Source organism: Sphingobium sp. B2 (assembly GCF_007693735.1).
Taxonomy (GTDB): domain Bacteria; phylum Pseudomonadota; class Alphaproteobacteria; order Sphingomonadales; family Sphingomonadaceae; genus Sphingobium; species Sphingobium xenophagum.
Genome location: NZ_VDBZ01000002.1, coordinates 503,419 through 526,548, shown reverse-complemented (window position 1 = coordinate 526,548; position 23,130 = coordinate 503,419). Strand labels below are relative to the sequence as shown.

General features: G+C 61.7%; 17 protein-coding genes, 1 pseudogene and 1 riboswitch. Of the genes and pseudogenes, 8 read left to right on the top strand and 10 right to left on the bottom strand.

Annotated features, from left to right (window positions below; translation table 11 throughout):
- Nucleotides 1-70 precede the first annotated feature (70 nt).
- The 10 genes from prpB to FE851_RS18010 all read right to left on the bottom strand — a co-directional run bounded on the left by prpB (nt 71) and on the right by FE851_RS18010 (nt 13,676).
- Nucleotides 71-991, bottom strand: coding sequence for a methylisocitrate lyase (gene prpB, locus FE851_RS18055; RefSeq protein ID WP_145205461.1), 921 nt, complete (start codon nt 989-991; stop codon nt 71-73).
- Between the two features lie 11 nt (nt 992-1,002).
- Complete coding sequence (gene prpC / locus FE851_RS18050) at nt 1,003-2,160, bottom strand: 2-methylcitrate synthase (protein ID WP_145205458.1); 1,158 nt, start codon at nt 2,158-2,160, stop codon at nt 1,003-1,005.
- On the bottom strand, nt 2,157-2,459 hold the full coding sequence (locus FE851_RS18045) for a hypothetical protein (protein WP_145205455.1): 303 nt from the start codon (nt 2,457-2,459) through the stop codon (nt 2,157-2,159). The genes prpC and FE851_RS18045 overlap by 4 nt, the downstream gene beginning before the upstream one ends.
- The gene (prpF, locus tag FE851_RS18040) at nt 2,456-3,643 is read right to left on the bottom strand and encodes a 2-methylaconitate cis-trans isomerase PrpF (protein ID WP_145205452.1); all 1,188 of its coding nucleotides are present in this window, start codon (nt 3,641-3,643) and stop codon (nt 2,456-2,458) included. The genes FE851_RS18045 and prpF overlap by 4 nt, the downstream gene beginning before the upstream one ends.
- On the bottom strand, nt 3,643-6,327 hold the full coding sequence (gene acnD, locus FE851_RS18035; protein ID WP_145205449.1) for a Fe/S-dependent 2-methylisocitrate dehydratase AcnD: 2,685 nt from the start codon (nt 6,325-6,327) through the stop codon (nt 3,643-3,645). The genes prpF and acnD overlap by 1 nt, the downstream gene beginning before the upstream one ends.
- A 161-nt stretch (nt 6,328-6,488) precedes the next feature.
- Nucleotides 6,489-7,517, bottom strand: a complete 1,029-nt coding sequence (locus FE851_RS18030) for a methionine synthase (RefSeq protein WP_145205446.1) — start codon at nt 7,515-7,517, stop codon at nt 6,489-6,491.
- Between the two features lie 26 nt (nt 7,518-7,543).
- Entirely contained in the window at nt 7,544-8,629 is a 1,086-nt protein-coding gene (locus FE851_RS18025) for a DUF1852 domain-containing protein (protein ID WP_315850622.1), read from the bottom strand.
- A gap of 293 nt (nt 8,630-8,922) precedes the next feature.
- A riboswitch (cobalamin riboswitch) is annotated at nt 8,923-9,147 on the bottom strand.
- Between the two features lie 217 nt (nt 9,148-9,364).
- Entirely contained in the window at nt 9,365-10,102 is a 738-nt protein-coding gene (locus tag FE851_RS18020) for an IclR family transcriptional regulator (protein ID WP_017182468.1), read from the bottom strand.
- A gap of 53 nt (nt 10,103-10,155) precedes the next feature.
- Nucleotides 10,156-10,830, bottom strand: coding sequence for an RraA family protein (locus FE851_RS18015; RefSeq protein ID WP_145205443.1), 675 nt, complete (start codon nt 10,828-10,830; stop codon nt 10,156-10,158).
- Nucleotides 10,831-10,847: 17 nt separating this feature from the next.
- Nucleotides 10,848-13,676 carry a TonB-dependent receptor domain-containing protein gene (locus FE851_RS18010; protein ID WP_145205440.1) on the bottom strand — a complete coding sequence of 943 codons (2,829 nt, stop codon included), beginning with the start codon at nt 13,674-13,676 and terminating at the stop codon, nt 10,848-10,850.
- Nucleotides 13,677-13,829: 153 nt separating this feature from the next.
- Here FE851_RS18010 and FE851_RS18005 point away from each other — a divergent pair, with 153 nt between their 5' ends.
- From FE851_RS18005 to FE851_RS17970, 8 genes and pseudogenes are all read left to right on the top strand, one after another.
- Nucleotides 13,830-16,688, top strand: a complete 2,859-nt coding sequence (locus FE851_RS18005) for a TonB-dependent receptor domain-containing protein (protein ID WP_261371053.1) — start codon at nt 13,830-13,832, stop codon at nt 16,686-16,688.
- Nucleotides 16,689-16,700: 12 nt separating this feature from the next.
- On the top strand, nt 16,701-17,720 hold the full coding sequence (locus tag FE851_RS18000; protein ID WP_145205437.1) for a cyclase family protein: 1,020 nt from the start codon (nt 16,701-16,703) through the stop codon (nt 17,718-17,720).
- Between the two features lie 12 nt (nt 17,721-17,732).
- Complete coding sequence (locus FE851_RS17995; protein WP_017182473.1) at nt 17,733-17,978, top strand: hypothetical protein; 246 nt, start codon at nt 17,733-17,735, stop codon at nt 17,976-17,978.
- Nucleotides 17,979-18,002: 24 nt separating this feature from the next.
- Complete coding sequence (locus FE851_RS17990; protein WP_261371052.1) at nt 18,003-18,479, top strand: MBL fold metallo-hydrolase; 477 nt, start codon at nt 18,003-18,005, stop codon at nt 18,477-18,479.
- 123 nt (nt 18,480-18,602) lie between these two features.
- Entirely contained in the window at nt 18,603-19,628 is a 1,026-nt protein-coding gene (locus FE851_RS17985; protein ID WP_145205433.1) for an IS110 family transposase, read from the top strand.
- A gap of 387 nt (nt 19,629-20,015) precedes the next feature.
- Nucleotides 20,016-20,621, top strand: a pseudogene (locus tag FE851_RS17980) (MBL fold metallo-hydrolase); the annotation flags it as partial.
- A gap of 128 nt (nt 20,622-20,749) precedes the next feature.
- Nucleotides 20,750-21,730 (top strand): hydroxyacid dehydrogenase, encoded by a 981-nt coding sequence (locus FE851_RS17975; protein ID WP_145205431.1) that lies wholly within the window; start codon nt 20,750-20,752, stop codon nt 21,728-21,730.
- Nucleotides 21,731-21,788: 58 nt separating this feature from the next.
- Nucleotides 21,789-23,084: an MFS transporter gene (locus FE851_RS17970; RefSeq protein ID WP_244917268.1), complete on the top strand. Its 1,296-nt coding sequence runs from the start codon at nt 21,789-21,791 to the stop codon at nt 23,082-23,084.
- Nucleotides 23,085-23,130: the final 46 nt, after the last annotated feature.

The following is a 23,130-nucleotide window of genomic DNA, read 5'->3' as shown; positions in this document are numbered from 1 at the left end:
GAAACGACCTTCCGATCCATTGAGATCGAAAGACCACCCTCACGCAGGGATACTGGAAAGCAGAAGGCGTCTAGGTCTGCGGGACCGCTTCGGGCACGATCGTTTTCACGATCGACGCGTCGAGTTCTTCGTAAGCATGGAGGCCGATCGTCTCGTAAAGCTCGGCGCGGGTCTGCATGGCATCGACCATCGCATGTGCGCCGCCGTCCCGTGCAATCGCGGCATAGAGCAGGTTCTGCGCCTTGTTGGCGACACGAAGCGAGGAGACTGGCCAGATGACCATCTTGTAGCCCATCGCCTCGAACTCATCGGCGGTGTAGAATGGGGTCTTGCCGAACTCGGTCATGTTGGCGAGGAGCGGTATGTTTGGGAGGGCTGCGGCGAACTTTTCGAACATTTCGCGAGTGTTCAGTGCTTCGGGGAAGATCGCGTCGGCTCCGGCATCGACATAGAGCCTGGCGCGATCCACAGCGGCATCGAAGCCCTCGACCCCGGCGGCGTCGGTGCGCGCGACGATCATGATGTCGCGGCTTGCCTTTTTCGCGGCGGCGACCTTGGTGGCCATGTCGACAGGGGAGACAAGTGCCTTGCCGTTGAGGTGTCCGCACTTTTTGGGCAGGATCTGGTCTTCCAGATGGACCGCCCCAGCCCCCGCTTCCTCAAAAGAGCGGACCATGTGCATGACATTAAGTGCTTCGCCATAGCCGGTATCCCCGTCCACCAGCAGCGGCAGCCCGGAAGAGCGCACAATCTGGCGAATGAAGAATGTCACCTCGTCCACGGTGATAATGCCAAGGTCCGGCAGGCCCATAGAGGCGGTCATCGCCGCGCCGGACAGGTAAAGCCCGTCGAACCCGGCGTTGCGCGCCTGGATCGCGGCCTGGCCGTTGTGCGCGCCGGGCAGTCGATAGATGCCCGGACGCGCCAGCGCGGCGCGGAAGCGCTTGCCGGCGGATTCGGTGGGAAGGTCGTTAGCGAGAAGGTAGGGCAATGGGTGTCTCCTCAAGCCGCTTCGCTGCGCTGGGCGAGCGGCACGAAAGGCAGGTTTTCCGGGCCGGTATAGTTGGCCGATGGCCGGATGATCTTGTTGTCCACGCGCTGCTCGATCACATGCGCGGCCCAGCCCGACGTGCGGGCAATCACAAAGAGTGGCGTGAACATCGCGGTCGGCACGCCCATCAGATTGTAGGATACCGCCGAGAACCAGTCGAGATTGGGGAACATGGCCTTGGCGTCCCACATCACGCGCTCGATCCGTTCGGCGACGGCATATTGGCGCTGGGCGCCCGCCTCGTCCGCCAGCGCCTTGGCGACGCGCTTGATGACGACATTGCGCGGATCGGAAATCGTGTAGACCGGGTGGCCAAAGCCGATCACCACTTCCTTGGCCTCTACCCGGCGCCGAATGTCGGCTTCGGCCTCGTCAGGGGTCGCGTAGCGTTTCTGGATTTCGTAGGCGACTTCGTTGGCTCCCCCATGCTTTGGCCCGCGCAGCGCACCGATGGCGCCTGCGATGCAGGAATACATGTCCGACCCGGTGCCGGCGATGACGCGCGCTGTGAAAGTGGAGGCGTTGAATTCATGCTCGGCATAGAGGATCAGCGAGGTGTGCATGGCGCGCACCCAGCGTGCAGGGGCAGGCCTGCCATGCAGCAGGTGGAGGAAATGCCCACCGATGCTGTCGTCATCGGTCTCTACCTCAATGCGGCGGCCATGGTGGGCAAAGTGATACCAATAGAGCAGGATGGAGCCGAGCGAGGCCATCAGCCGGTCGGCGACATCGCGCGCGTCGGGCTGGTTGTGGTCGTGCGTTTCGGGCAGCACGCATCCCAGGGCAGAAACACCAGAGCGCATCACGTCCATCGGGTGCGCGGCAGCCGGAATAGCTTCGAGCGCTGATTTCACCGAATGGGGCAGCCCGCGCAGACCCTTGAGCTTGGCCTGGTAGGCGGCCAGTTGCGGTGCAGTGGGCAATTCACCATGGACCAGCAGGTGAGCGATTTCCTCGAATTCGGCTCCCTCGGCGAATTCCAGAATGTCGTAGCCGCGATAATGCAAATCGTTGCCGGTCTTGCCGACAGTGCACAAAGCGGTGTTGCCCGCGGCAACGCCCGAAAGCGCAACCGATTTTTTGGGTTTGAAGGCAGTTTCGGCGTTCATGCGGCATAGTCCCGTTTGTGGGTGAGCGTGGTGAAAGTGAAGCGGCCACTGGCGGCTATGGTCCGGCCGCCGTCCTGTGTCGCGGTCGCGAATACCGCGACGATTATGGCCTGATGATCGGCGCTGACCGGCCAGGTTTCGAGATCGACGCCGGGCGAGGCGAAGCCTTCGTTGAGCTGGATAGATTCGCATCTGGCAAAGCGGATCGTGCCGACCAGATGCGAGGAAGCGCGATCGGCGGCGGCGCTGACCATGGCTCCGAAAAGGTCGAGACCCTTTTCCGGGCGGTTGGAGATCATGTCTGTGCTCCTTCCAGTATAGCGGCGGGCACGCGCACATGACCATCCATGAGGATGCGGGCGCTGCGGCTCATGATCGCCTTGGTAACGGTCCAATTGCCGTCCACCAACGCGGCCTCGGCTCCGACACGTAGGGTGCCGGAAGGATGGCCGAACGTGACTGCTTTGCGCTCTCCTCCACCCGCCGCAAGATTCACGAGGGTTCCGGGCACGGCGGCAGCCGCCGCGATCGCGACCGAGGCGGTGCCCATCATCGCATGGTGCAGCTTGCCCATCGAGAGCGCCCGCACCAGTAAGTCGATCTCTCCTGCCATCACATTTCGGCCGCTTGCCGTGCGATGATCGACGGGCGGGGCGACGAAGGCGATCTTGGGTGTGTGCTGGCGCTTCGCCGCCTCCTCTGGCGTCCCGATCAGGCCCAGCTTAAGCGCGCCGATGGTGCGCAGTGCCTCGAAGCGTGCGAGTGCAGCCGCATCGCCGTTTATGGCTTCCCGCAGTTCAGTGCCGGTATAGCCGAGATCCTTGGCATTCACGAAGATCGTTGGAATGCCCGCGTCGATGAGCGTGGCCCTGATCCGCCCGCCACCGACTAGTTCGTCAGGCACTTCGAGATCGTCCACCACGTTGCCGGTCGGGAACATCGCGCCGCCTTCATCGGCGGGGTCGAGAAATTCCAGCACGATCTCGGCAGCGGGAAAGGCCACCCCGTCCAGCGTGAATTGGCCCGTCTCCTGCACCGCGCCGCCGTTGACCGGGACATGGGCGATAATGGTCTTGCCGATATTGGCCTGCCAGATGCGCACGGTGCGTACCCCGTCCGAACCGGCGTCCACATAGCCTGCATGGATCGCGAACGCCCCGGCAGCAGTCGAGAGATTGCCGCAATTGCCCGACCAGTCGACAAAGTCGCTGTCGATGGAAACCTGCCCGTAGAGATATTCGACGTCATGGCCGGGGCGGGCGCTGGGCGAAAGGATGACGCACTTGCTGGTGCTGGACGTCGCGCCGCCCATGCCGTCGATTTGCGCGCCGTAGGGGTCGGGGCTGCCGACCACCCGCTGGAACAGGCGGTTGCGGACCGGGCCGGGAATGCGGGCCGCTTCAGGTAGATCTTCCAGACGGAAGAATACGCCCTTGCTGGTGCCGCCGCGCATATAGGTGGCGGGGATGGCGATCTGGGACATCAGACGGTCGCCGTTTCGCAAGCCAGGAAGTCGGCGGCAAAACGCTGCAGCACCCCGCCTGCCTCATAGATCGAGACTTCTTCAGCCGTATCCAGGCGGCAGGTCACAGCTACGCGCGTGATCGCTTCGTCGGCATGGCGGATCACCAGAGTCAGTGTAGCGCGCGGGCAGCGTTCACCTTCCACATCATAGGTTTCGGTGCCGTCGAGGCCCAGCGTCAGGCGGGTGGTGCCGGGCTGGAACTCCAGCGGCAGTACGCCCATGCCGATGAGGTTGGTGCGGTGGATGCGTTCGAACCCTTCAGCGACGATGGCTTCTACGCCCGCAAGCCGCACGCCCTTGGCCGCCCAGTCGCGCGAGGAGCCCTGTCCATAATCTGCCCCGGCAATGATGATGAGGGGCTGGCGGCGATCCAGATAGGTTTCGATGGCTTCCCACATGCGGATGACCTTGCCCTCTGGCTCTACGCGGGCGAGCGAGCCTTTCTGTACTGCGCCATCGACCACGGCCATTTCATTGACCAGTTGCGGATTGGCGAAGGTGGCGCGCATTGCGGTCAAATGATCGCCGCGATGGGTGGCGTAAGAGTTGAAGTCTTCCTCCGGCAGCCCCATCCGCGCTAGATATTCGCCGGCTGCCGAACTGGGGAGGATCGCATTGGAGGGCGAGAGATGGTCGGTGGTAATATTGTCGGGCAGGATCGCCAGCGGCCTCATGGCCTTCAAGGTTCGCGGGAAGGCAGCCATCGCGCCTACGCCTTCGGTATCCCAATAGGGCGGGCGACGGATATAGGTGGATTGCGGCCGCCAGTTGTAGAGCGGGCTGGCCTTGTCGCGGCTACGCGGGGCAAACATCGGATCGTAGATTGCGCGAAACTGCTGCGGCTTCACAAAGGCTGCCACGATGGCGTCGATCTCCTCATCACTCGGCCACAAGTCGGCCAGACGGATGTCTCTGCCCTCCGCCACGCCGAGCACATCATTTTCGATATCGAAGCGCATGGTGCCCGCTATCGCATAAGCGACCACCAGTGGCGGCGACGCGAGAAAGGCCTGCCTGGCGTAAGGATGGATGCGCCCGTCAAAGTTGCGGTTCCCCGACAGCACGGCGGTGGCGTAGAGGTCGCGCTCGATGATCTCGCTCTGGATCGCAGGATCGAGCGCGCCGGACATGCCGTTGCAGGTGGTGCAGGCATAGGCAACGATGCCGAACCCCAATTTTTCCAGTTCGGGCAGCAGCCCGGCTTCTTCCAGATAGAGCCGCGCAACCTTGGAACCGGGCGCGAAGGAGGTTTTGACCCATGGCTTGCGCGCCAGGCCCAGTGCATTCGCCTTTTTCGCGACCAGTCCGGCGGCGACCACGTTGCGCGGGTTCGACGTATTGGTGCAACTGGTGATCGCAGCAATGATGACGGCGCCGTCTGGCAGTAGCCCCTCGCGCTCCTGCGCCTTGGCCTCTACGAGATCGCCGGCGATGCCGCGTTCTGCCAGCGCCGACGTCGGCAGGCGGCGGTGCGGGTTGGACGGCCCGGCCATGTTGCGTACCACGGTGGACAGGTCGAACTCCAGAACGCGCTCATATTCGGCGGCGCGCAGATCGTCGGCCCACAGCCCAGTGTGCTTTGCGTAAGCCTCGACCAGGCGGACATGCGCTGCATCGCGTCCGGTCAGCAACAAATAGTCGATCGTCTGGCTGTCGATGTGGAACATCGCGGCAGTGGCGCCATATTCGGGGCACATGTTGGAGATCGTCGCGCGGTCGCCGATCGAAAGGCCGTCGGCGCCTTCGCCGAAGAACTCGATCCAGGAGCCGACGACGCGGCTCTGACGCAGGAATTCTGTGATTGCGAGCACGATGTCAGTGGCCGTTATCCCCGGCTTGCGGTGGCCGGTCAGGCGCACGCCGACAATATCGGGCAGGCGCATCATCGAGGCGCGGCCGAGCATGACCGTTTCGGCCTCCAGCCCGCCGACGCCGATGGCGATGACACCGAGCGCGTCGACGTGCGGAGTGTGGCTGTCTGTGCCCACGCACGTATCCGGGAAGGCGACGCCATCGCGCAGCTGGATGACGGGCGACATCTTTTCCAGGTTGATCTGGTGCATGATGCCGTTGCCCGCCGGGATCACGTCGACATTCTCGAAGGCGCTCTTGGTCCATTCGATGAAGTGGAAGCGATCCTCGTTACGGCGATCCTCGATCGCGCGGTTCTTGTCGAACGCCTGGGGGGCGAAGCCGCCATATTCGACCGCAAGCGAGTGGTCGACGATCAACTGGGTCGGCACCACCGGGTTGACCTTGGCGGGATCGCCGCCCTGATCGGCGATCGCGTCACGTAGTCCTGCCAGATCGACAAGCGCCGTCTGGCCAAGAATGTCGTGGCACACGACACGCGCGGGATACCACGGAAAATCGAGATCGCGCCTGCGTTCGACGATCTGGGTCAGCGCGTCGGTCAGCAGCGCAGGATCGCAGCGGCGGACGAGTTGTTCTGCCAGCACGCGCGAGACATAAGGGAGGCCAACATAAGCGCCGGGGCGGATCGCTTCGATCGCGGCGTGCGTGTCGAAATAGTCGACTGCGGTGCCGGGCAGCGGTTTGCGATAGGCATCGTTCATCGGCGCTGGGTCTTCCATCAGGGTGTCGACATCAGGATCGGGTCGGGGCGCTCCATTCTGCGCCATGGGGGCCTTATCGGCGGTGCGCGGCTTTACGAAAATGGCTGAAAAGGCGAAGGGGTGCGGACGGATTTCTGCAAATCAGCGAATTTTGCGAATTGCGGTCATCGTATGACCCGTCTCGTCCGCACCACCATGCGAAGCGCGTGCGGTCGACTAGCGGAGCATTAGCCCTCAAGTTCCCGGCGGACGATGTCGGCGCCCGCGCCCAGGGCGTTCAGCTTGCCGCGCGCCACCTGCCGGGACAGCGGTGCCATTCCGCAATTGGTCGACGGATAGAGCTTGTCGGCATCGACGAACTGGAGAGCCTTGCGCAGCGTATCGGCCACCTCCTCCGGGGTCTCGATGGCATCGCTCGCCACGTCGATGGCGCCGACCATCACCTTCTTGCCCCGGATCAGTTCGATCAGGTCCAGCGGAACGCGGGAACGGTGGCATTCCAGCGAGATGATGTCGATCTTGGACTTTTGCAGGTTGGGGAAGGTCTCCTCATACTGCCGCCATTCCGATCCCAGCGTCTTTTTCCAGTCGGTATTCGCCTTGATGCCGTAGCCGTAGCAGATGTGGACCGCCGTTTCGCATGTCAGCCCTTCGATCGCGCGTTCCAGAGTAGCGATTCCCCAGTCGTTCGCCTCTTCGAAGAACACGTTAAAGGCCGGTTCGTCGAACTGGATCACATCGACACCTGCAGCTTCCAACGCCTTTGCCTCCTGATTGAGGATCGTCGCGAACTCCCAGGCCAGCTTCTCGCGGCTGCGGTAATGGGCATCGTGCAATGTATCGATCATCGTCATCGGGCCGGGCAGCGTCCACTTGATCGGCTGGCTGGTCCGGGCGCGCAGATATGTCGCATCGTCGGCGAAAACGGGCTTCGGTCGTGCGACCGCGCCCACGACCGTGGGCACGCTGGCATCGTAGCGATTGCGAATCCTGACGGTCTCGCGCTTTTCAAAATCGACGCCGCTCAGATGCTCGATGAAGGTCGTGACGAAATGCTGGCGGGTCTGTTCGCCATCGCCGACGATGTCGATCCCCGCCTGCCGCTGGTCGTCCAAGGCCAGGCGCAGGGCATCGTGCTTGGCGACGGCCAATTCATCACCCTTCAGCTTCCAGGGCGACCAAAGTTTCTCAGGCTCCGCAAGCCATGAGGGCTTGGGCAGACTGCCGGCGGTCGATGTGGGCAATATTCTATTCATGATGGATGGCCTTTTCTTCTATTGGGTCAGATCATGTTCTTGGGTGCTTGTGTGGCGGACCATTGCGAGAGAAGTTGGCCGTAAGGTTTGATGAAATTCTCTTCTGCGAACCGGCCCTGTTCGATGCCCAGGCGACTTCGTTCCTCGCGGTCGTAGTCAATGCGCGTGGACGAAAAGTCCTGATGCGTCAGGCTGGGCAGGAAGCGCGTTCCCGCTGTGCGATTGGCGTTGTAGATTTCGGGCCGGTAGATCTTCTGAAAGGATTCCATCGTGCTGATGGTGCCGATCAGTTCCAGGTTGCTGTAGTCGCCGAGCAGATCCCCAGAAAAATAGAAGGCCATGGGCGAGCGGCTGCCCCGTGGCATGAAAAAGCGGACCTTAAGACCCATCTTTGCGAAATATTCGTCGGTCGGCGAGAATTCACTTTGCCGGTATTCGAAGCCCAGAATGGGGTGATGGTTTTCCGTGCGATGGTAGGTCTTGCTGCTGGATACGCTCAGGCAGATGACGGGAGGCTTGGAAAAATTGGCCTTGTACGTATCGGACTGCACGAAATGGCGGAACAGACGGCCGTGCAGATCACCAAAGCCGTCCGGCGTGTCGAAACCGACGCGGTCCCGGTTGTGCTCCGCCAGCAGCACGCTGAAATCATAGTCGCGCAGGTAGGAGGAGAAGTTGTTTCCGACGATCCCGGCGATGCGCTTGTCCGTCTTGCGATCGATGATGTTGGTGTTCAGAATTTCGATGATGGGAAACGCCGTGAGGCCGTTGGCAGCGGCAAGGCTCATCGCGACGGAAATGATATCCAGTTCCATGCCGTAGCGATCCCCATCGGGATTGTCCCAATCGGCTAGGTCGTTGAAACGGTTGTCGATCATCCTCAGCACGCCACGCAGATTCTCCTGCCGGTTCTCTCCTCTGGCCAGATTGGCGAAGTTGGTCGTGATACGCGTCGTATCCGACGGGCGATAATCGTCGTCAAAGCGAAGGCGCGTGATGGAAAAGGTAAGCTCCTCGCCCGTCATGATCCGATGCCCTGATGGCTGCTTGTCGGTGGCGATGGTCGGCGTGCTGTGGTCGTGGCGGGAAAGGGCAGGATTGGCGCAAGTCACGGGCATGCAAAGGCTCCTTCGGTCCGGCGCGAGCGCCGTCCGTCTTTAGCGGGCTGAATGATGGAATATTGGCGGCGCGCCGCTTCCGTCAGGGGTCAGCCTGATGGCACGGCGCGCGGACGCATTCGTCGGTAGCGAATGAGGCGGAACAGGATTGGAAGCATTGACCGATCACCTGCATTTGCCGGGCGGAAGGGCCAAAGAAGAACGCGCAAGGCATGAATTACCCGGAAAGTGCTTTGCGGCACGGGCAACGCTTCAAGCGCGATCCATCGGAGGAACCCCCGTCCGAGGAAAGTTATGGCGCCAAAGGCAGGTCTCCTGGCTTACGGGTCATCGCGGTGGTTCCGGCCTTCCCGGGTTTCTTGCAAAAACCCAGTGACGCGAAATGGAACCGCCGCTCGCCGCTTACAGTTGCGGGGGCAGCGCCGGACTCTGCCTCGAAAAGGCACCACCGGCTTCCCGTCTTAGCCCCGCCATCATGCCTGAGGCGGGGAACCTTGACAGGCTCGTTTGACGCCATTCAGGCATAATTGTCAAGAGTTATATAAAGGTTTCTTTATATAGTGTGGGCGGCTGTGCGTTCAGCCATCGACGGCATTCGGGCAGTTCCGCCCAAGCCGTGAATCAATGGAGTCAGCAAGATGGCCGTCACGCCCCGACCATCGTGGCGCGGCTGCCCAGCTTAACGTGATCAGTCCGATCAATGGAATGACAGCGGCCCGATCTTCTGGACTATGTCGCCAGCGCGATTGGCACCCGATAGATTGCCTCGGCATTGCCCCCAAGGGAACGGCACAGGTTGAGGCCAGCGTGTAGCAAAGGCAGTGCCAGTCTTTTTTGCGACCCAGACAGGCGTACTTCGGGCCCTGCGATACTGAGCGCGCCCACGAGCCGGTCGCCATGGCCGATCACCGGCACCGAAAGCGAGGCAACATGCGGCGTCGTAACGCCAGAGGTATAGATGGGCAGGGGCGGTAGTGCGGGTTTAACCTCCGGCCAGTTCTCGAACAAAAGCAGCAACTGCGCAGAGGCCGATCCGTCGAGCGGCCGCTGTGTGCCTGGCTGGACGTCGAGCCGCAGATTGCTTGGAGAATTTACCCGAAACAGGCAAAGCCGCACATCTCCCTGACGCACATAGAATGTCGCTGTTTCCTCGGTTTCAAAGGCGAGTTTGGCGAGAATCGGCTGGACATGCTTTTCAAGATCGTTGCCTTCCCTGAAGATCGAGTTGAGCCGAGCCACCTCGCTGCCCAACTGATACTGGCCGTCGGGCATCCTGATCAGGAGATTGTAGCGTTCCAGCGAGACGGCCAGGCGCATGATAGTGCTTTTGACCAGGCCAGTGCGCTCGGCAAGCTCGGCAAGACCAAGAACGCCGTCGCCCTGTTTGAAGCTTGTCAGCAGCAGCAGCCCTCTTTCAAGGGCGGCTACGCCTTCCAGTGCCGGTCGATCCTTGAAGTCCGTCGCCATCGCAATCCCTCTGAAACTTCGACTGCTGTAGCGGACGGGTAGGGATCAGGCTATCAAATCCCTTCGCAACCCAAACGCTTGAGCGTTTCTTCAACCCAGGCGCGCGGATTTTCGCCCCGGCGGATCTTGGCCATCTGCTCGGTTTCGGCAGCATGCTTTGCCGCTGCTTTGGCGCACACAGCATCCGCTTCGTCGATGTTGACGGCAATAAGGCCGTCGTCGTCGCCAAGGATCAGGTCGCCCGGCTGGATCACCATGCCGTCAATGGCAATCGGCACATTCACTTCGCCGGGGCCGTCCTTGTAAGGCCCACGGTGCGTGATGCCAGCGGCAAAGACCGGAAAGCTGCCCGCCCGGATCGCCGCGGCGTCGCGAATGGCGCCGAAGATCACGATGCCGGCAAGGCCGCGGCTTTCCGCATGGGCGACCATGAGCTCACCGATCAGCGCGTTGGTCAGGTCACCCCCGCCGTCGACCACCACCACATCGCCCGGTTCGGCAATATCGAGCGCGCGGTGCAGCATGAGATTGTCGCCGGGCCGTGCCTTCACGGTGACGGCAGGTCCAGCCAGAACGCCGCCGCCGTGCATGGGGCGAAGCGCCGCGCCGCCAGCGAACATACGGTTCATGGCGTCGCTCACATTCGCGACCGGCAATTGTGCGGCACGTTTAACCAGATCGGCGGGCACGCGACGCTCGACGGGCAATACTCGGAAACCGATGCTCATAAAATCTCCAGTCGCGATCAGAATTTGAAACGGAAGCCAACGCGATAGACGCGGCCAAATGTGTCGTAGAGCTGGGTGTTGGTCGCCACCGCGATCGATCCGTCGCCCGGCGCATAGGGCGGCTCCTGATCAAGGACGTTCTGGACGTTGAAATACATCTCCGCGCCCTTGCCCAGATCTTCGAACCGATAAGCAAAGCGCATGTCCCAATAGGCTTGCGGCTTGATGTGCTGCAGGCTGACTGCCTGCGGACCCTTGGTATTGTCGTAACGCCCGCCACCGATGAAGCGCAGCTGGTTGAACCAGTTGAAATTGCCGTGCGTGAAATCGGCCTGGGCGTTGACGCGCCAGTGCGGGTTGGAATTGATACCCACTTCGCCCGCCCGGTCGATGGAAGGCGACCCCGGTGTCGTCGTCGCAAGTTTGCCGACATAGGAAATGATGCTGCGCAGCGACAGTGAGTTGGACATATCCGCGAAAGGCACGCGATAGCTCAATTCAACATCGACGCCGTTGGTGACGAGCGTGGAGAGGTTGATCGGATAGGCCGTCAGGGCCGAGATGTTGCCGGCTGCGTCACGGGTGATGAAGCCGCAGGCGAGTTGGTTGCCGGCAAAGCACTGGTCAACGCCCTGCTGCGCCGACAGCGACCCGATCGCATCGTTGATCTTGATGTCGTAATAATCCGCCGAAATGCTGAGGCCAGGAACGAAGCTCGGCTGGAACACCGCCCCCAACGTCAGCGTGTCCGCCCTTTCCGGTTGCAGGTTGGCGTTGCCGGTCGTGGTGATGAAAATGCCCGATGTCCGGACATTGTTCTTGAACGGGTCCACCACCGTCGCCGACTGGGTCCGCCCGCTGGTGAAGAGTTCGGACAGATTGGGTGCGCGGATGTCGCGGGAGCGGGTGGCACGCAGGCGCAGCGAGCTAACCGGGGTCCAGCTGAGGCCTGCCTTCCAGGTGGTGACGCCGCCGCTGGTCGAATAATCGGTATAGCGAACCGCGCCGTTGAATTCGAGTTCGCGGGCGAAGGGCAGATCCTTCAGCAGCGGTATGACGGTTTCGAGATAGCCTTCCTTCACATTATAGCTGCCGGACCAAGGCTGGGGATTGGCGAACAGGAAGGCGCCGGCCTGCGAGAGCGGATCGACGGCCAACTGCGCCTGTTCCTTGCGATATTCGCCGCCGGTAGCGAAGGAGATCGGGCCGGCCCAACCTGCGAACAAAGTGCCCGAAATATTGAGGGCCGCGACATCTTCCTTGAAAACCGAATCGGTGCGGCTGAGGCCGCGGGTATAGGCCAGCGCCGCGGCGGAAGGCGAACCGACGCCAAACGGATTGAACGGGGCGCAGCCATTAGTGGGGTCAGTCAGCGTCGATCGGCAGACAATCGCGCCATTGGCCGGATTGACGACCGCATCCACCGCGCGGGTGAAGTTGGGCGTGATTTCGTTGTTGATGACGTCAGTCTGCTGGCGGGTGCGGCCATGCTGATAATAGCCATTGACCTTCAGCCCACCAAGCTCGCCAGCGAAGCCCGTGACGTAGCGATCGGTCTTGGTATCCACGGACACGTCCGCCAGCCCGCCCTCAATCGACCAGCGCAGCATCGTCAGTGAGGTGACCTGCGGATTGGCGTCCAGCAGCGTGCGAAGCGGCGTAGGCAGGAAGGCGTTATCGCGACGAATCGTTATCGGGTTGGTCGCGAGATGGCGATTGGCCGAGGTTGAATAGCGAGTATAGGTCCAGCCATAGGACGCTTCGCCAAATACCGACCACCGATCGGTCAGTTCATATTCGGCGCGACCGAAAAAGGCGGCCCGTTCCAGCGGACGATTGATTTCCTGAAGGAATTCGGTGTTGAAGCCGTCGCCGCCGATCTGCTGTGTCGCGGTGGTGTATGAGCCATAATTATAGGGCAACACCGTTCCGCCGGGGCCAAATTGTATGCCGCGGAACAGCGCATTCTGGGCCGCGCTTCCCCCGTTGCCAGTGCTGATCATGCCGCCGTTGCTGCCAATCGCGCGCACATCTTCCGCTGCGATCAGGGCAGGACCGCCTGCCGGGCCGTTGATGAGGTTGGACCCGCGCCGGGCCCAGGCCCGTTCGCCTTCCAAAATGCCCTTGTTCCGATAATATTCGGCGCTTCCGAGCAGGCGCAGCCGGCTATCGGCGAGCGCAATGCCGCCCGTCAGCGAGCCACGCAGTTCCTGATTATCCCCTTCATCGGCGATGCCGGTGGAAACTTCGCCCTTCAGCCCCTCGAACTTGGTATCGAGGACGAAGTTGACGACGCCGGCAACAGCGTCCGAGCCATAGGCCGCCGAAGCGCCCCCGGTCACGACATCGACGCGCTGAACAAGGCCGGCAGGCAGCAGGTTGACGTCGACCGTGCCATATTGGCTGGCAGCGACGAAGCGGCGGCCATCGAGCAAAGTCAGCGTGCGCACCGCGCCCAGGTTGCGCAGATTGAGGAAGCTCTGTCCGCCGCCCTGTGTGCCGGTCGCGCGCTGCGGGCCGCTGGTTGCGGTCAGCGCAGGAAGCGTCCGAAGCGAATCGGCGATGGTCGACGGCGCAGCCTTGCTCAACTGGTCCGCGTTGAGAACCGTGACCGGCGTGGGGGTGGTGAAGCCGGTGCGGCCGATGCGCGAGCCGGTAACGACGATGTCACTCGTTCCAGCGTCGGGCGCGGTGTCGCCTGCGTCAATCGCGCCTTGTTCGGATGAGGCTGCAGCAGCGGCGTCCGGCGCCGCTTGGCCGTAGGCGACGGGTACTGCCACGAATGCGGCGACCGAGCCGAGCAATAAGGATTTTCCAAATTTGGACGCAATGACTGCCGATTTCATGAACCTCTCCTCCCGATAGCGTTTGCCATTGCCGCCCTCATAATCGCCAGGAAAGTGATTGCAATCATATTTTGAAACGTCGTTGCGTTTCAGTGAAAATGCCTTAGAGATCGTGACCGACTCGAATTCGAGCGTTTGGAGAGGAGATACAGTATGACCCCTGTTCGCCGCGCACTGGCAGCCACGACCGCTGTCGGAGCCATCATGTTCATGTGCTCCGCACCTGCATCGGCCCAGTCGGCAGTCGCGCCTGCTCAGGACGACGACAGCTCGATGCAGCTGCCGCGCGCCCCCGAAGCCGGTGCAGCGGATGCCGGGCCTAGCGCAGCGGACATCGTTGTCACCGGATCGCGCGTCGCGCGTCCGGGCTTTACCTCTCCTACCCCTGTGACGGCGCTCAGCAGCGCCGAACTTGCGAAATCCTCGCCCTCGACCGTGTCGGAGGCGCTTCGTACGCTGCCTGCGCTCACCAATACGTCCGGCACGCAGCGCAACTCAGGCAGCGCAGGGGGCGGCCAGAGCTTCCTGAACTTGCGAGGGCTGGGCGCCACCCGCACGCTGACGCTGGTCGATGGACGGCGCTTTGTATCCACGAACATCACCGGCAGCGTGGACGCCAACCTTATACCGTCCGCCCTCATTCAACGGGTCGATGTCGTGACCGGCGGCGCGTCCGCTGCTTATGGATCGGACGCGGTGGCAGGCGTGGTCAACTTCGTGCTGGACAGCCGATACGAAGGCATCAAGGCCAGCGCGCAATACGGCCTGACATCGCATGACGACAATCATGAATTTGTCGCGACGCTGACAGGGGGAACGGCGTTTGCCGGTGGTCGAGGCCATCTGGTCGTCAGCGGCGAATATTTCGAGAACAAGGGCATTCGTGGCGACGCGCGCGACTGGGCGCGCAGCGGCTATCAAGTCATTACAAATCCGAGCGGCAATGGAACGGAAGCCAATCCGACCCAGATTCTCTCGCCCAACGTCCGCCTCGTCACCAGCTATGGCGGGCTTATCCTGAATGGCAATGGGGGAACGGCCGCCGCGAACGCCAGCTTCCGGGGCATCAGCTTTGGTCCCGGCGGCGTACCGCAGGCCTTTGATTTCGGCACCCTGACCACGGCAGGCACCCAGGTCGGCGGATCGGGCGTCGACAATGCGATCATCCAGCAGATCAACCGCCCGCTGACCCGGAAGGCCATTTTCGCCCGCGCCAGTTTCGACATCACGCCTGAATGGTCGCTGTTCGGAGAAGGCAGCTATGGCGAAGTGCGGTCGGACTATATCAACGGACCCAATGTCCATAACAGCAATGCCGCGCAGACTGCATTCATCACGATCCGTCAGGACAATGCCTATCTGCCCGACAGCATTCGCAACCAGATGATCGCATCGGGCGTCACCAGCCTCACCATGACCCGCTGGGATCTGGAAGATGGTAAAACCCATACCGACAACCGCAACAGGACCACCCGGCTCGTTGGCGGCTTTGAAGGGCGGATCGGCGACTGGAAGCTCGACGGCTATTATCAGTGGGGGCAGAACCGCAACACCAACATCGTCAAGACCACCAACAAGATCACCAACTTCAATCTGGCGACAGACGCGGTACGGGCGCCTGACGGCAGCATCGTGTGCCGTTCGACACTGACAAGTCCCGGCAATGGTTGTGTGCCGTTCAATCCCTTCGGCGTCGGCAGTCCGTCCTCGGCATCGCTGGTCTATGTAAATGGCGACAGCCCCGCCTATATCCGCACGACCCAGCAGGCCGCAGCCCTCAACCTGTCGGGCGAACCCTTTTCGACCTGGGCCGGTCCGGTCTCTCTGGCGGTTGGCGCCGAATATCGGCGCGAAACGGCGCGCGTGGAATCGGACGCGCTGTCGCTGCTGAGCGGCTATAAGATCGGTAACCAGCAGCCCTGGTCCGGTGCCTACAGCATCCACGAATTCTACGCAGAAACGGTCGTGCCTCTGGCCAATGACATGCCGATGCTGCGCCTGGTGGAAGCCAATGCCGCCGTGCGCCGGACGCATTACAGCACCAGCGGATCGGTGACGACGTGGAAGGGCGGCCTGACTTACAAGCCGATCGAGGATCTGCGGTTGCGTATCACCCGGTCGCGGGACATCCGCGCGCCCAACCTCAACGAGCTATTTTCGAAAGGACGGCAGAGTGTTTCGACCGTTCGCGACCCTTTCCGCAACAATGTGATCGCGTCGAATATTTCGAGCCTGACGACGGGCAATCCCAATCTGAGGCCGGAAATCGCCAACACGCTGACCTATGGCGGCGTTTATAGCCCGTCCTGGGCGCCGGGACTGCAATTGTCCGTCGACTATTATCGGATCAAGATCGACGGCGCGATCGCGACCGTTACCGACCAGGTGGCGCTCGATCAGTGTTTTGAGGGATCGGCCGATTTCTGCGCCCTCAGCACCCGCGATGCGAATGGCAACCTGACCGGGTTCCGTTCGTCCCCCATCAACTATTCGCAGCTTTTGACCAGCGGGATCGACATCGAAGCTTCCTACGCCGTGCCGATGGCGAGCATGTTTGACTGGTGGAAGGGCCAACTCAACCTGCGCGCGGTCGCCAACCGGGTGAACCATTTTACCACGTCGGCACCGGGTCTGGTCACGCGCGATGTTGCGGGTTCGATCGTCGACAGTCAGCCGCACTGGCGGGCGCAGGGGCAACTGGATTATACGCTGGATGGCCTAAACCTAACGCTGATCGGCCGCTATATCGGCAGTGGAACCTATGACAAGTCCCGTTCCCCCGCCCAGCTTGGCTTCCGCGACGTCGCCGCGCAGGCCTTTCTGGACGGTCAGATCAGCTACAAATTGCCGCAGCTTGGTCGCAACGGCCAGATTTACCTGAATGTCCGAAACATCCTGAATACCGATCCCCGGATCGCGCCACTGGCGGGCAATCTGGTGATTGTGACCAATCCCTTCCTCTATGACACCACCGGGCGGATGTTCCGCTTTGGCGTGCGCGCCAGTTTCTGAAAAGGACGGATCATGACGCCTTTCTCGAAGACCATCCTGGCACTGTTGATGATGGGTGCGGCGACTGTTGCGGTCGCCGCCGATCACAGCGTCACGCAGGCAACGATGGATCAATGGAAGAAAAGCCAGAGCAACTGGGGCCGATGGGGCCCGGATGACGAGAAGGGTACGCTCAACCTCATCACCCCCGCGGTCCGCAAGAAGGCCGCGGCGCTGGTGAAGCAGGGCATCGCCGTGTCGATGGAGCGGGAAATCGTGCCCGTTCTTCTGCCGCCCGAAGGCGATGCCCCGCCAATGCGGGCGCCCGTGCAACAGAAGATGCTGTCCGGACCGCCCAAGCGGCCCAGCGGGTCGACTGATCAGCTTAACATTGCGGCGCACGGATATACATTGACGCATTTCGATGCGCTGGGCCACCATCTGTTCGACGGTAAGATGTATAACGGCTTTGCCGCCAGCGAGCATTTGCTGATGGACAAGGGCCTGACGCGCGGCAGCATCGCGGCGGTCGCCGATGGCGTTTTTACGCGCGGCGTGCTGGTGGACATGCCGCTTCTCAAAGGCGTGCCCTATCTGGAGCCGGGAACCCCCATTTATGCCGAGGATCTCGAAGCGTGGGAGAAATTTTCCGGCGTCCGGATCGAGCCGGGGGACGCTGTATTCATTCGCACCGGCCGCTGGGAACGGGAAGCCGACAAGGGGCCATGGGAGATCGCAAAGTCGGCAGCTGGGCTCGATGCGTCCGTGATACCATGGCTCAAGAAGCGGGACATCGCCCTGCTCGGCAGCGAATCCGCGCTTAGCGTCGTGCCATTTCCTGAAACGACGAAGATCGACAATCCCGACGATTATCTGCCGGTGCATAATTTCGCGCTGGTGGCGTTGGGCATGCCGTTGATCGACAATGCCGATCTGGGGCCTCTGTCGAAAGAGGCAGCGCGGCTCAAGCGCTACAGCTTTTTGTTCACCGCCGCGCCGATCCGGGTCAAGACCGGGACCGGTGTGCCGGTCAACCCGATCGCGACGTTCTGATCGGTGGGCGTAATGAGTGACATCCTCGACCATCGGCAAATTCCGGGCGGCCAGACCTTCATCGACCCTTTGGTTGTCGAGCAGATGAAAAGGCTGGCGACCGCAAAGACCGACGAGGCGCTCAATGACCGGTTCGGCATCAGCTACAATACATGGCGAAAGCTGATTGCCGGGCGTCCGGTGCGCCGGTCGCTGGCCGAACGCGTGACGGATCGCGTCCGGCATATCGCACAGATTGAGGGCCATCAGGTCCGATAGCCCTTTCCGCAAAGGAGAAGCCCCATGCGTTTCCGGCAAACCCTTACTGCCTTCCTCGCGCTTTCGACGGCCCTGACACCCGCCGTCGCGCAGACCACTGCATCGACCTTCTCCGTCAACCCCAATGGCGGACGGCCGGAAATCCACAATGTGGAAGAGATGCGCAAGATGGGCGGATATACCGCGCCCGGCGCGCGCGCCTATGCAGACATGGCCGCAGAAACAGGCGGCAAGCTCTGGCCTGTCACGCTCTACTATCGGTGCCAGGCTGTGCGAACGCGCAAGCCCGTCAGGGCGGCGATGCCAAAGCCCATTGCGGTGTTCGACAACGTCTATTCGATAGGGACGGGAGAAAATAATATCTGGGCGATCGATACCAAGGATGGGATCATCCTGCTCGATGCGCTGACGACCGAGGAGGACGCCAGGAACGTCATCGTCAAGAACATGCAGACGCTGGGCCTGGACCCCAAGCGCATCCGCATCATTCTCATCACATAGAGTAATCGCGGGGTTGGGAACACCGGCGCGATCAGCGTTGCGTTGGAAGGGTGGTTGCCCCCCGATAGGATGAAAAACGGGCTCACGATTGACACCGGGCCCAGCATCAAACGGGAGACAACCATGGGACAGTTTATCGGCATCGACGTGTCTTTAAAAGAGAGTTTTATCTCGGTGCGCCAAGGTGGCCAGCGGATTTGGCGCGGCACATGCCCATCTGATCCCAAGCTGATAGCGGAGATCATCCGCAAACGTGCGCCGAACGCGGAACGTGTCGTGTTTGAAACCGGACCGCTGTCAGTCTGGTTCTACCACGCGCTGAAGCAGGAAGGCTTGCCCGCGATCTGCATTGATGCGCGCCATGCCAAGCCGGCGCTCGATATGGCGCGGAACAAGACCGATGCGAATGATGCAGACGGCCTGGCGCATCTTGCCGAGGTCGGCTTTTACCGCGCAGTGCGCGTGAAGAGCTTCGATAGTATGCAGACCCGCACGCTGGTTGCAGCACGCAATCAGCTGGTCAAGATGACGACCCAGCTGTCAAACCAGATTCGCGGTCTGATGAAGACGTTTGGCTTGGTCGTTCCCAAAGGCGCCGGGCGCGTGTTCGAGGGTCATGTGCGCAGTTTGCTGGCGAGCAACGCCGGGCTTGAGCAGATCATCCTGCCGGTGCTCGAGGCCTGGCGAAGCATCCGCGCCCGTACTGCCGAATTGAGCAAGCAGCTTATTGCCTCCGCGCGCGTGAGCGAGCAATGCCAGCTGCTTTCGTCGATTCCAGGCGTCGGTGTGGTGACCGCCTCTTCCTTCGTTGCGGCAATCGAGGACCCTGAAAACTTCCGGAAGTCGCGTTCGGTCGGTGCCTGGGTCGGCTTGACGACCAGGCGCTACCAGTCAGGCGAAGTTGATTACGACGGTCATATCTCCCGGCGCGGCGACAACCATCTGCGCGGACTGCTGTACGAAGCGGCGACCGTGATCCTCACGCGCACCACGGCGGATAGCGCGCTGCGTATCTGGGGGCTGAAGCTCAAGGAGAAGATCGGCTTCAAACGAGCCGCCGTCGCGGTCGCGCGCAAACTCGCCGTGATCATGCATACCATGCTTCGAACGGGTGAGCTGTTCGACCGTTCGATCCCTGCCGAGGCCTGACATGAGCAACATGACAGCAAGGACCGCTATGATGCGCTGAACTCAACTTCCCTATCGTTTGCGTCCATGCCGTGGACGCGTCGATCCGTCCCTGTCGGGACGCGGACAGGATCATTCCGCTTTGTGGGCTGCGCTTGCCACTATTCTGGTAGCAAAGTGCGTTAATTACATTGGAAGATCCGTCCCACGAAGACCTATCCTGCGGCGGGCATATCTCGACCGCGTAAACGACCCTGTACCCGACAAACGGTAGTACCGGCGCGACCGAAACTGAAGCCGCTGACAACCTCGCTCACACTATGCCATCTGCGATGCCGCAATCGTAGATCAAAGACAGCTGTACGAAATCGTCCTTGACGGGGCCGCGATTATACGACCCACAATCATCTCGATCATTTTGGCGGGGCGGCCTATCTGAAGGCATTGTCCGGCGCGAAACTGGCGATGAGCGAGGAGGACTGGACTGCCGAGGTGAAGTGGGGGACGCTGCCGGTGAAGGCTGCGGACGACTTCTACCTGACCGATGGCCAGACGATTACGCTGGGCGACCAGACGCTGACGGTGCTTTTGACCCCCGGTCATACGCCGGGCACGGTATCGCTGCTATTCCCCGTCAAGGACAAGGGCGTACCGCACATGGCGTCGTTGTTCGGTGGCCAGGGTTCGCCGCGCGACGTGGCGTCGCTGCTGGAATTTCGCCGCTCTCTCAATCATTTCGCTGACTATACGGACCTGATGCAGGCCGATGTCGTGCTGTCGAACCATACTGTGGGCGATGACGGTCTGGTGAGGGTCGCAGCGCTGCAGAAACGCAAGGCTGGCGATCCCAACCCCTATGTCGTCGGTCGCGAGGGCGTGGTGCGCTATGACGCTGAGTGGCGTGCCTGCCTCAGCGCAGACATCGACGAAGCGGTGTTCAAGGCCGCGCCGGGGAGCCTGAATCCCATCCCGAGCGGTCAGCCCCCCAAGCAGGTTGTCGAGACCGCGAAGTAGCAGGGCGACCAGCGCCCGAAAAAATCTCATATATTATCGCAACATTGTTTTGAAACGCCGTTGCAAAATAGGTCGACTACAGTAAAGTCGACGCATTATCGTGCACCGGGACGAGGATTTAGGTCACAATGGCAAGCCCCACCGCCCTGATTGTCGGCGGCAAGATTTCACCGGCGGCGATGTCTGTCGCCAAGGCGCGAGGGCTCATGCTGGCGTCCTGTGATCCATATCCTGCGGTCGACGAACTGATTGCCCATGTCACCGCCTGCGATGCAAAGGCGCTGATTATCCGGATGGGCAAAGTCCCGGCCGAAGCCTTGCAGAGCCTGCCTAGTTTGCGGATCATCGCCAAGCATGGCGTCGGGGTGGACGGCATCGATCTGGATGAAGCCGCTGCGCGCGGCGTTCCCGTCGTCATCGCTGGCGGCGCAAATGCGCAGTCGGTGGCGGAACAGGCGCTGGCGCTGCTGCTCAGTGTGGCCCGATCGACGGCGTATCTCGATCGCCGCCTTCGCGCCGGACATTGGGACAAGTCGACCTACGCCGGGACGGAACTCACCGGCAAGGCGATCGGCCTTGTCGGACTTGGCGCTATTGGCCGCGCCTTTCTTGCCCTGCTTGCACCATTTGGCATGACCGTGCGCGTGTACGACCCCTATTTGCCCGGCGACGCTTTGCCCGCAGGTGCCATTGCCGTCGACAGCGTGGAAACGCTGTTGCAGGTCAGCGACATCATCAGCCTGCATTGCCCCCTGACCGCGGACAATCGTGGACTGATTGGCGCGACCGCTCTGGGGCAGATGAAGGATGGTGCCATCCTTATCAACACGGCGAGGGGTGAACTGATCGACGAGGACGCGTTGGTGGAGGCGCTGCGCGCTGGCGCGATCGGTGGCGCGGGCCTGGATACGTTCGCCAGCGAACCGGTCGGCGCGGATCATCCGCTTTGGGCATTCGACAATGTCGTAGGCAGCCCGCATGTGGGCGCCAATACGCTGCAAGCCCGCATCCGTGTCGGCATAAGCTGCGTCGAGCAGATCGCGGACTATCTGGATAGCGGGCGGCTGGACCCGCGCAATCATGTCAACGCCGCCATGGCGCGCGTCTGAAATCGCCCTAATGGGTTAACAAGCAGGCCACAGGATCGCGATGGCCGCAGGAGAGACGATGATGAGTCCCAACGCGCTTGAGATGCGAACCATGCGGAAGGTGACGTGGCGGCTCCTGCCATTTCTCATGCTCTGTTACCTGATGGCCTTCATCGACCGTGCGAACGTCGGCATGGCATCGCTGCAAATGAATGCCGACCTTGGTCTGAGCAGCAAGGTGTTCGGCTTTGGCGCAAGCCTCTTCTTCGTCGCCTATTTCCTGATGGAAGTGCCCAGCAACCTGATGCTGCAGAAGGTTGGCGCCCGCTACTGGATCGCGCGGATCATGGTGACATGGGGGATGGTGTCGACCTGCATGGCGTTCGTCTGGGACGCGCACAGTTTTTACGTCATGCGTTTTCTTCTGGGCGCGGCCGAAGCGGGCTTTTTCCCCGGCGTCATCCTGTATCTCACCTACTGGATGCCCCCGGCCTATCGCGGGCGCACATTGGCGATGTTCGCCATCGCCATCCCTGTTTCCAGCTTCGTTGGATCGCCACTGTCCGGCTTGCTGCTGGCGATGGACGGCCTGGCCGGACTGCGTGGATGGCAATGGCTGTTCATTTGCGAAGGCATTCCCACCGTCCTTCTGGGCTTCGCCTGCCTCAAGCTGCTAACGGACCGGCCCGAAAAGGCGAACTGGCTGGACGCCGAAGAACGCGCATGGCTCACGGACGCTTTGGTCACAAAGGGGAACGACAAGCCGCTGGTCAGCGGATCGGCCTGGCGCCTGATCCGTACGCCTGCCTTCTGGGCGATGGTCATCGCCTGTTCCGGCGCTTCGGCGGCGGGCAGCGTGCTGGGCGTATGGCAGCCGCAATTGCTCAAATCCTTCGGCCTTACCGACCTTGAGACGGGTCTGGTCAATTCGGTGCCTTACGGCGTCGCGGCGTTGGCGATGGTGTTCTGGGGCCGTCATTCGGACAAGACCGGCGAACGGCGTTGGCACACGGCGTTGCCGCTGCTTCTGATCGCGGTCGGGACGATCGGTACGTTTGCCGTGGCGGGCCTTGCCCCGACGGTATTGCTGCTGACCTTCGTTCTGGTCGGAGCCTATTGTTTCAAGGGACCGTTCTGGAGCATGGCGTCGACCTGGCTGTCGGCCAGCACTGCCGCCGCCGGGATCGCTGCGATCAATGCGACATCCAACCTGATCGGCGGCGGTTTGATGGTGAACGTCTATGGCCTGATCCACGAGGCAACCGGCAGTTATGTGCTGGCGCTGCTTCCCATAGCCTTCCTCACAATCGCCAGCGCAACAGCAGTCGTCATCGTAGGAAAAACGACGAAACGCCCGATGCATTCCGCCGCTTAACTATCCTCTTTCGCCAAGGCCAGCGCAGTGCCGCGCTGGTCCCGTT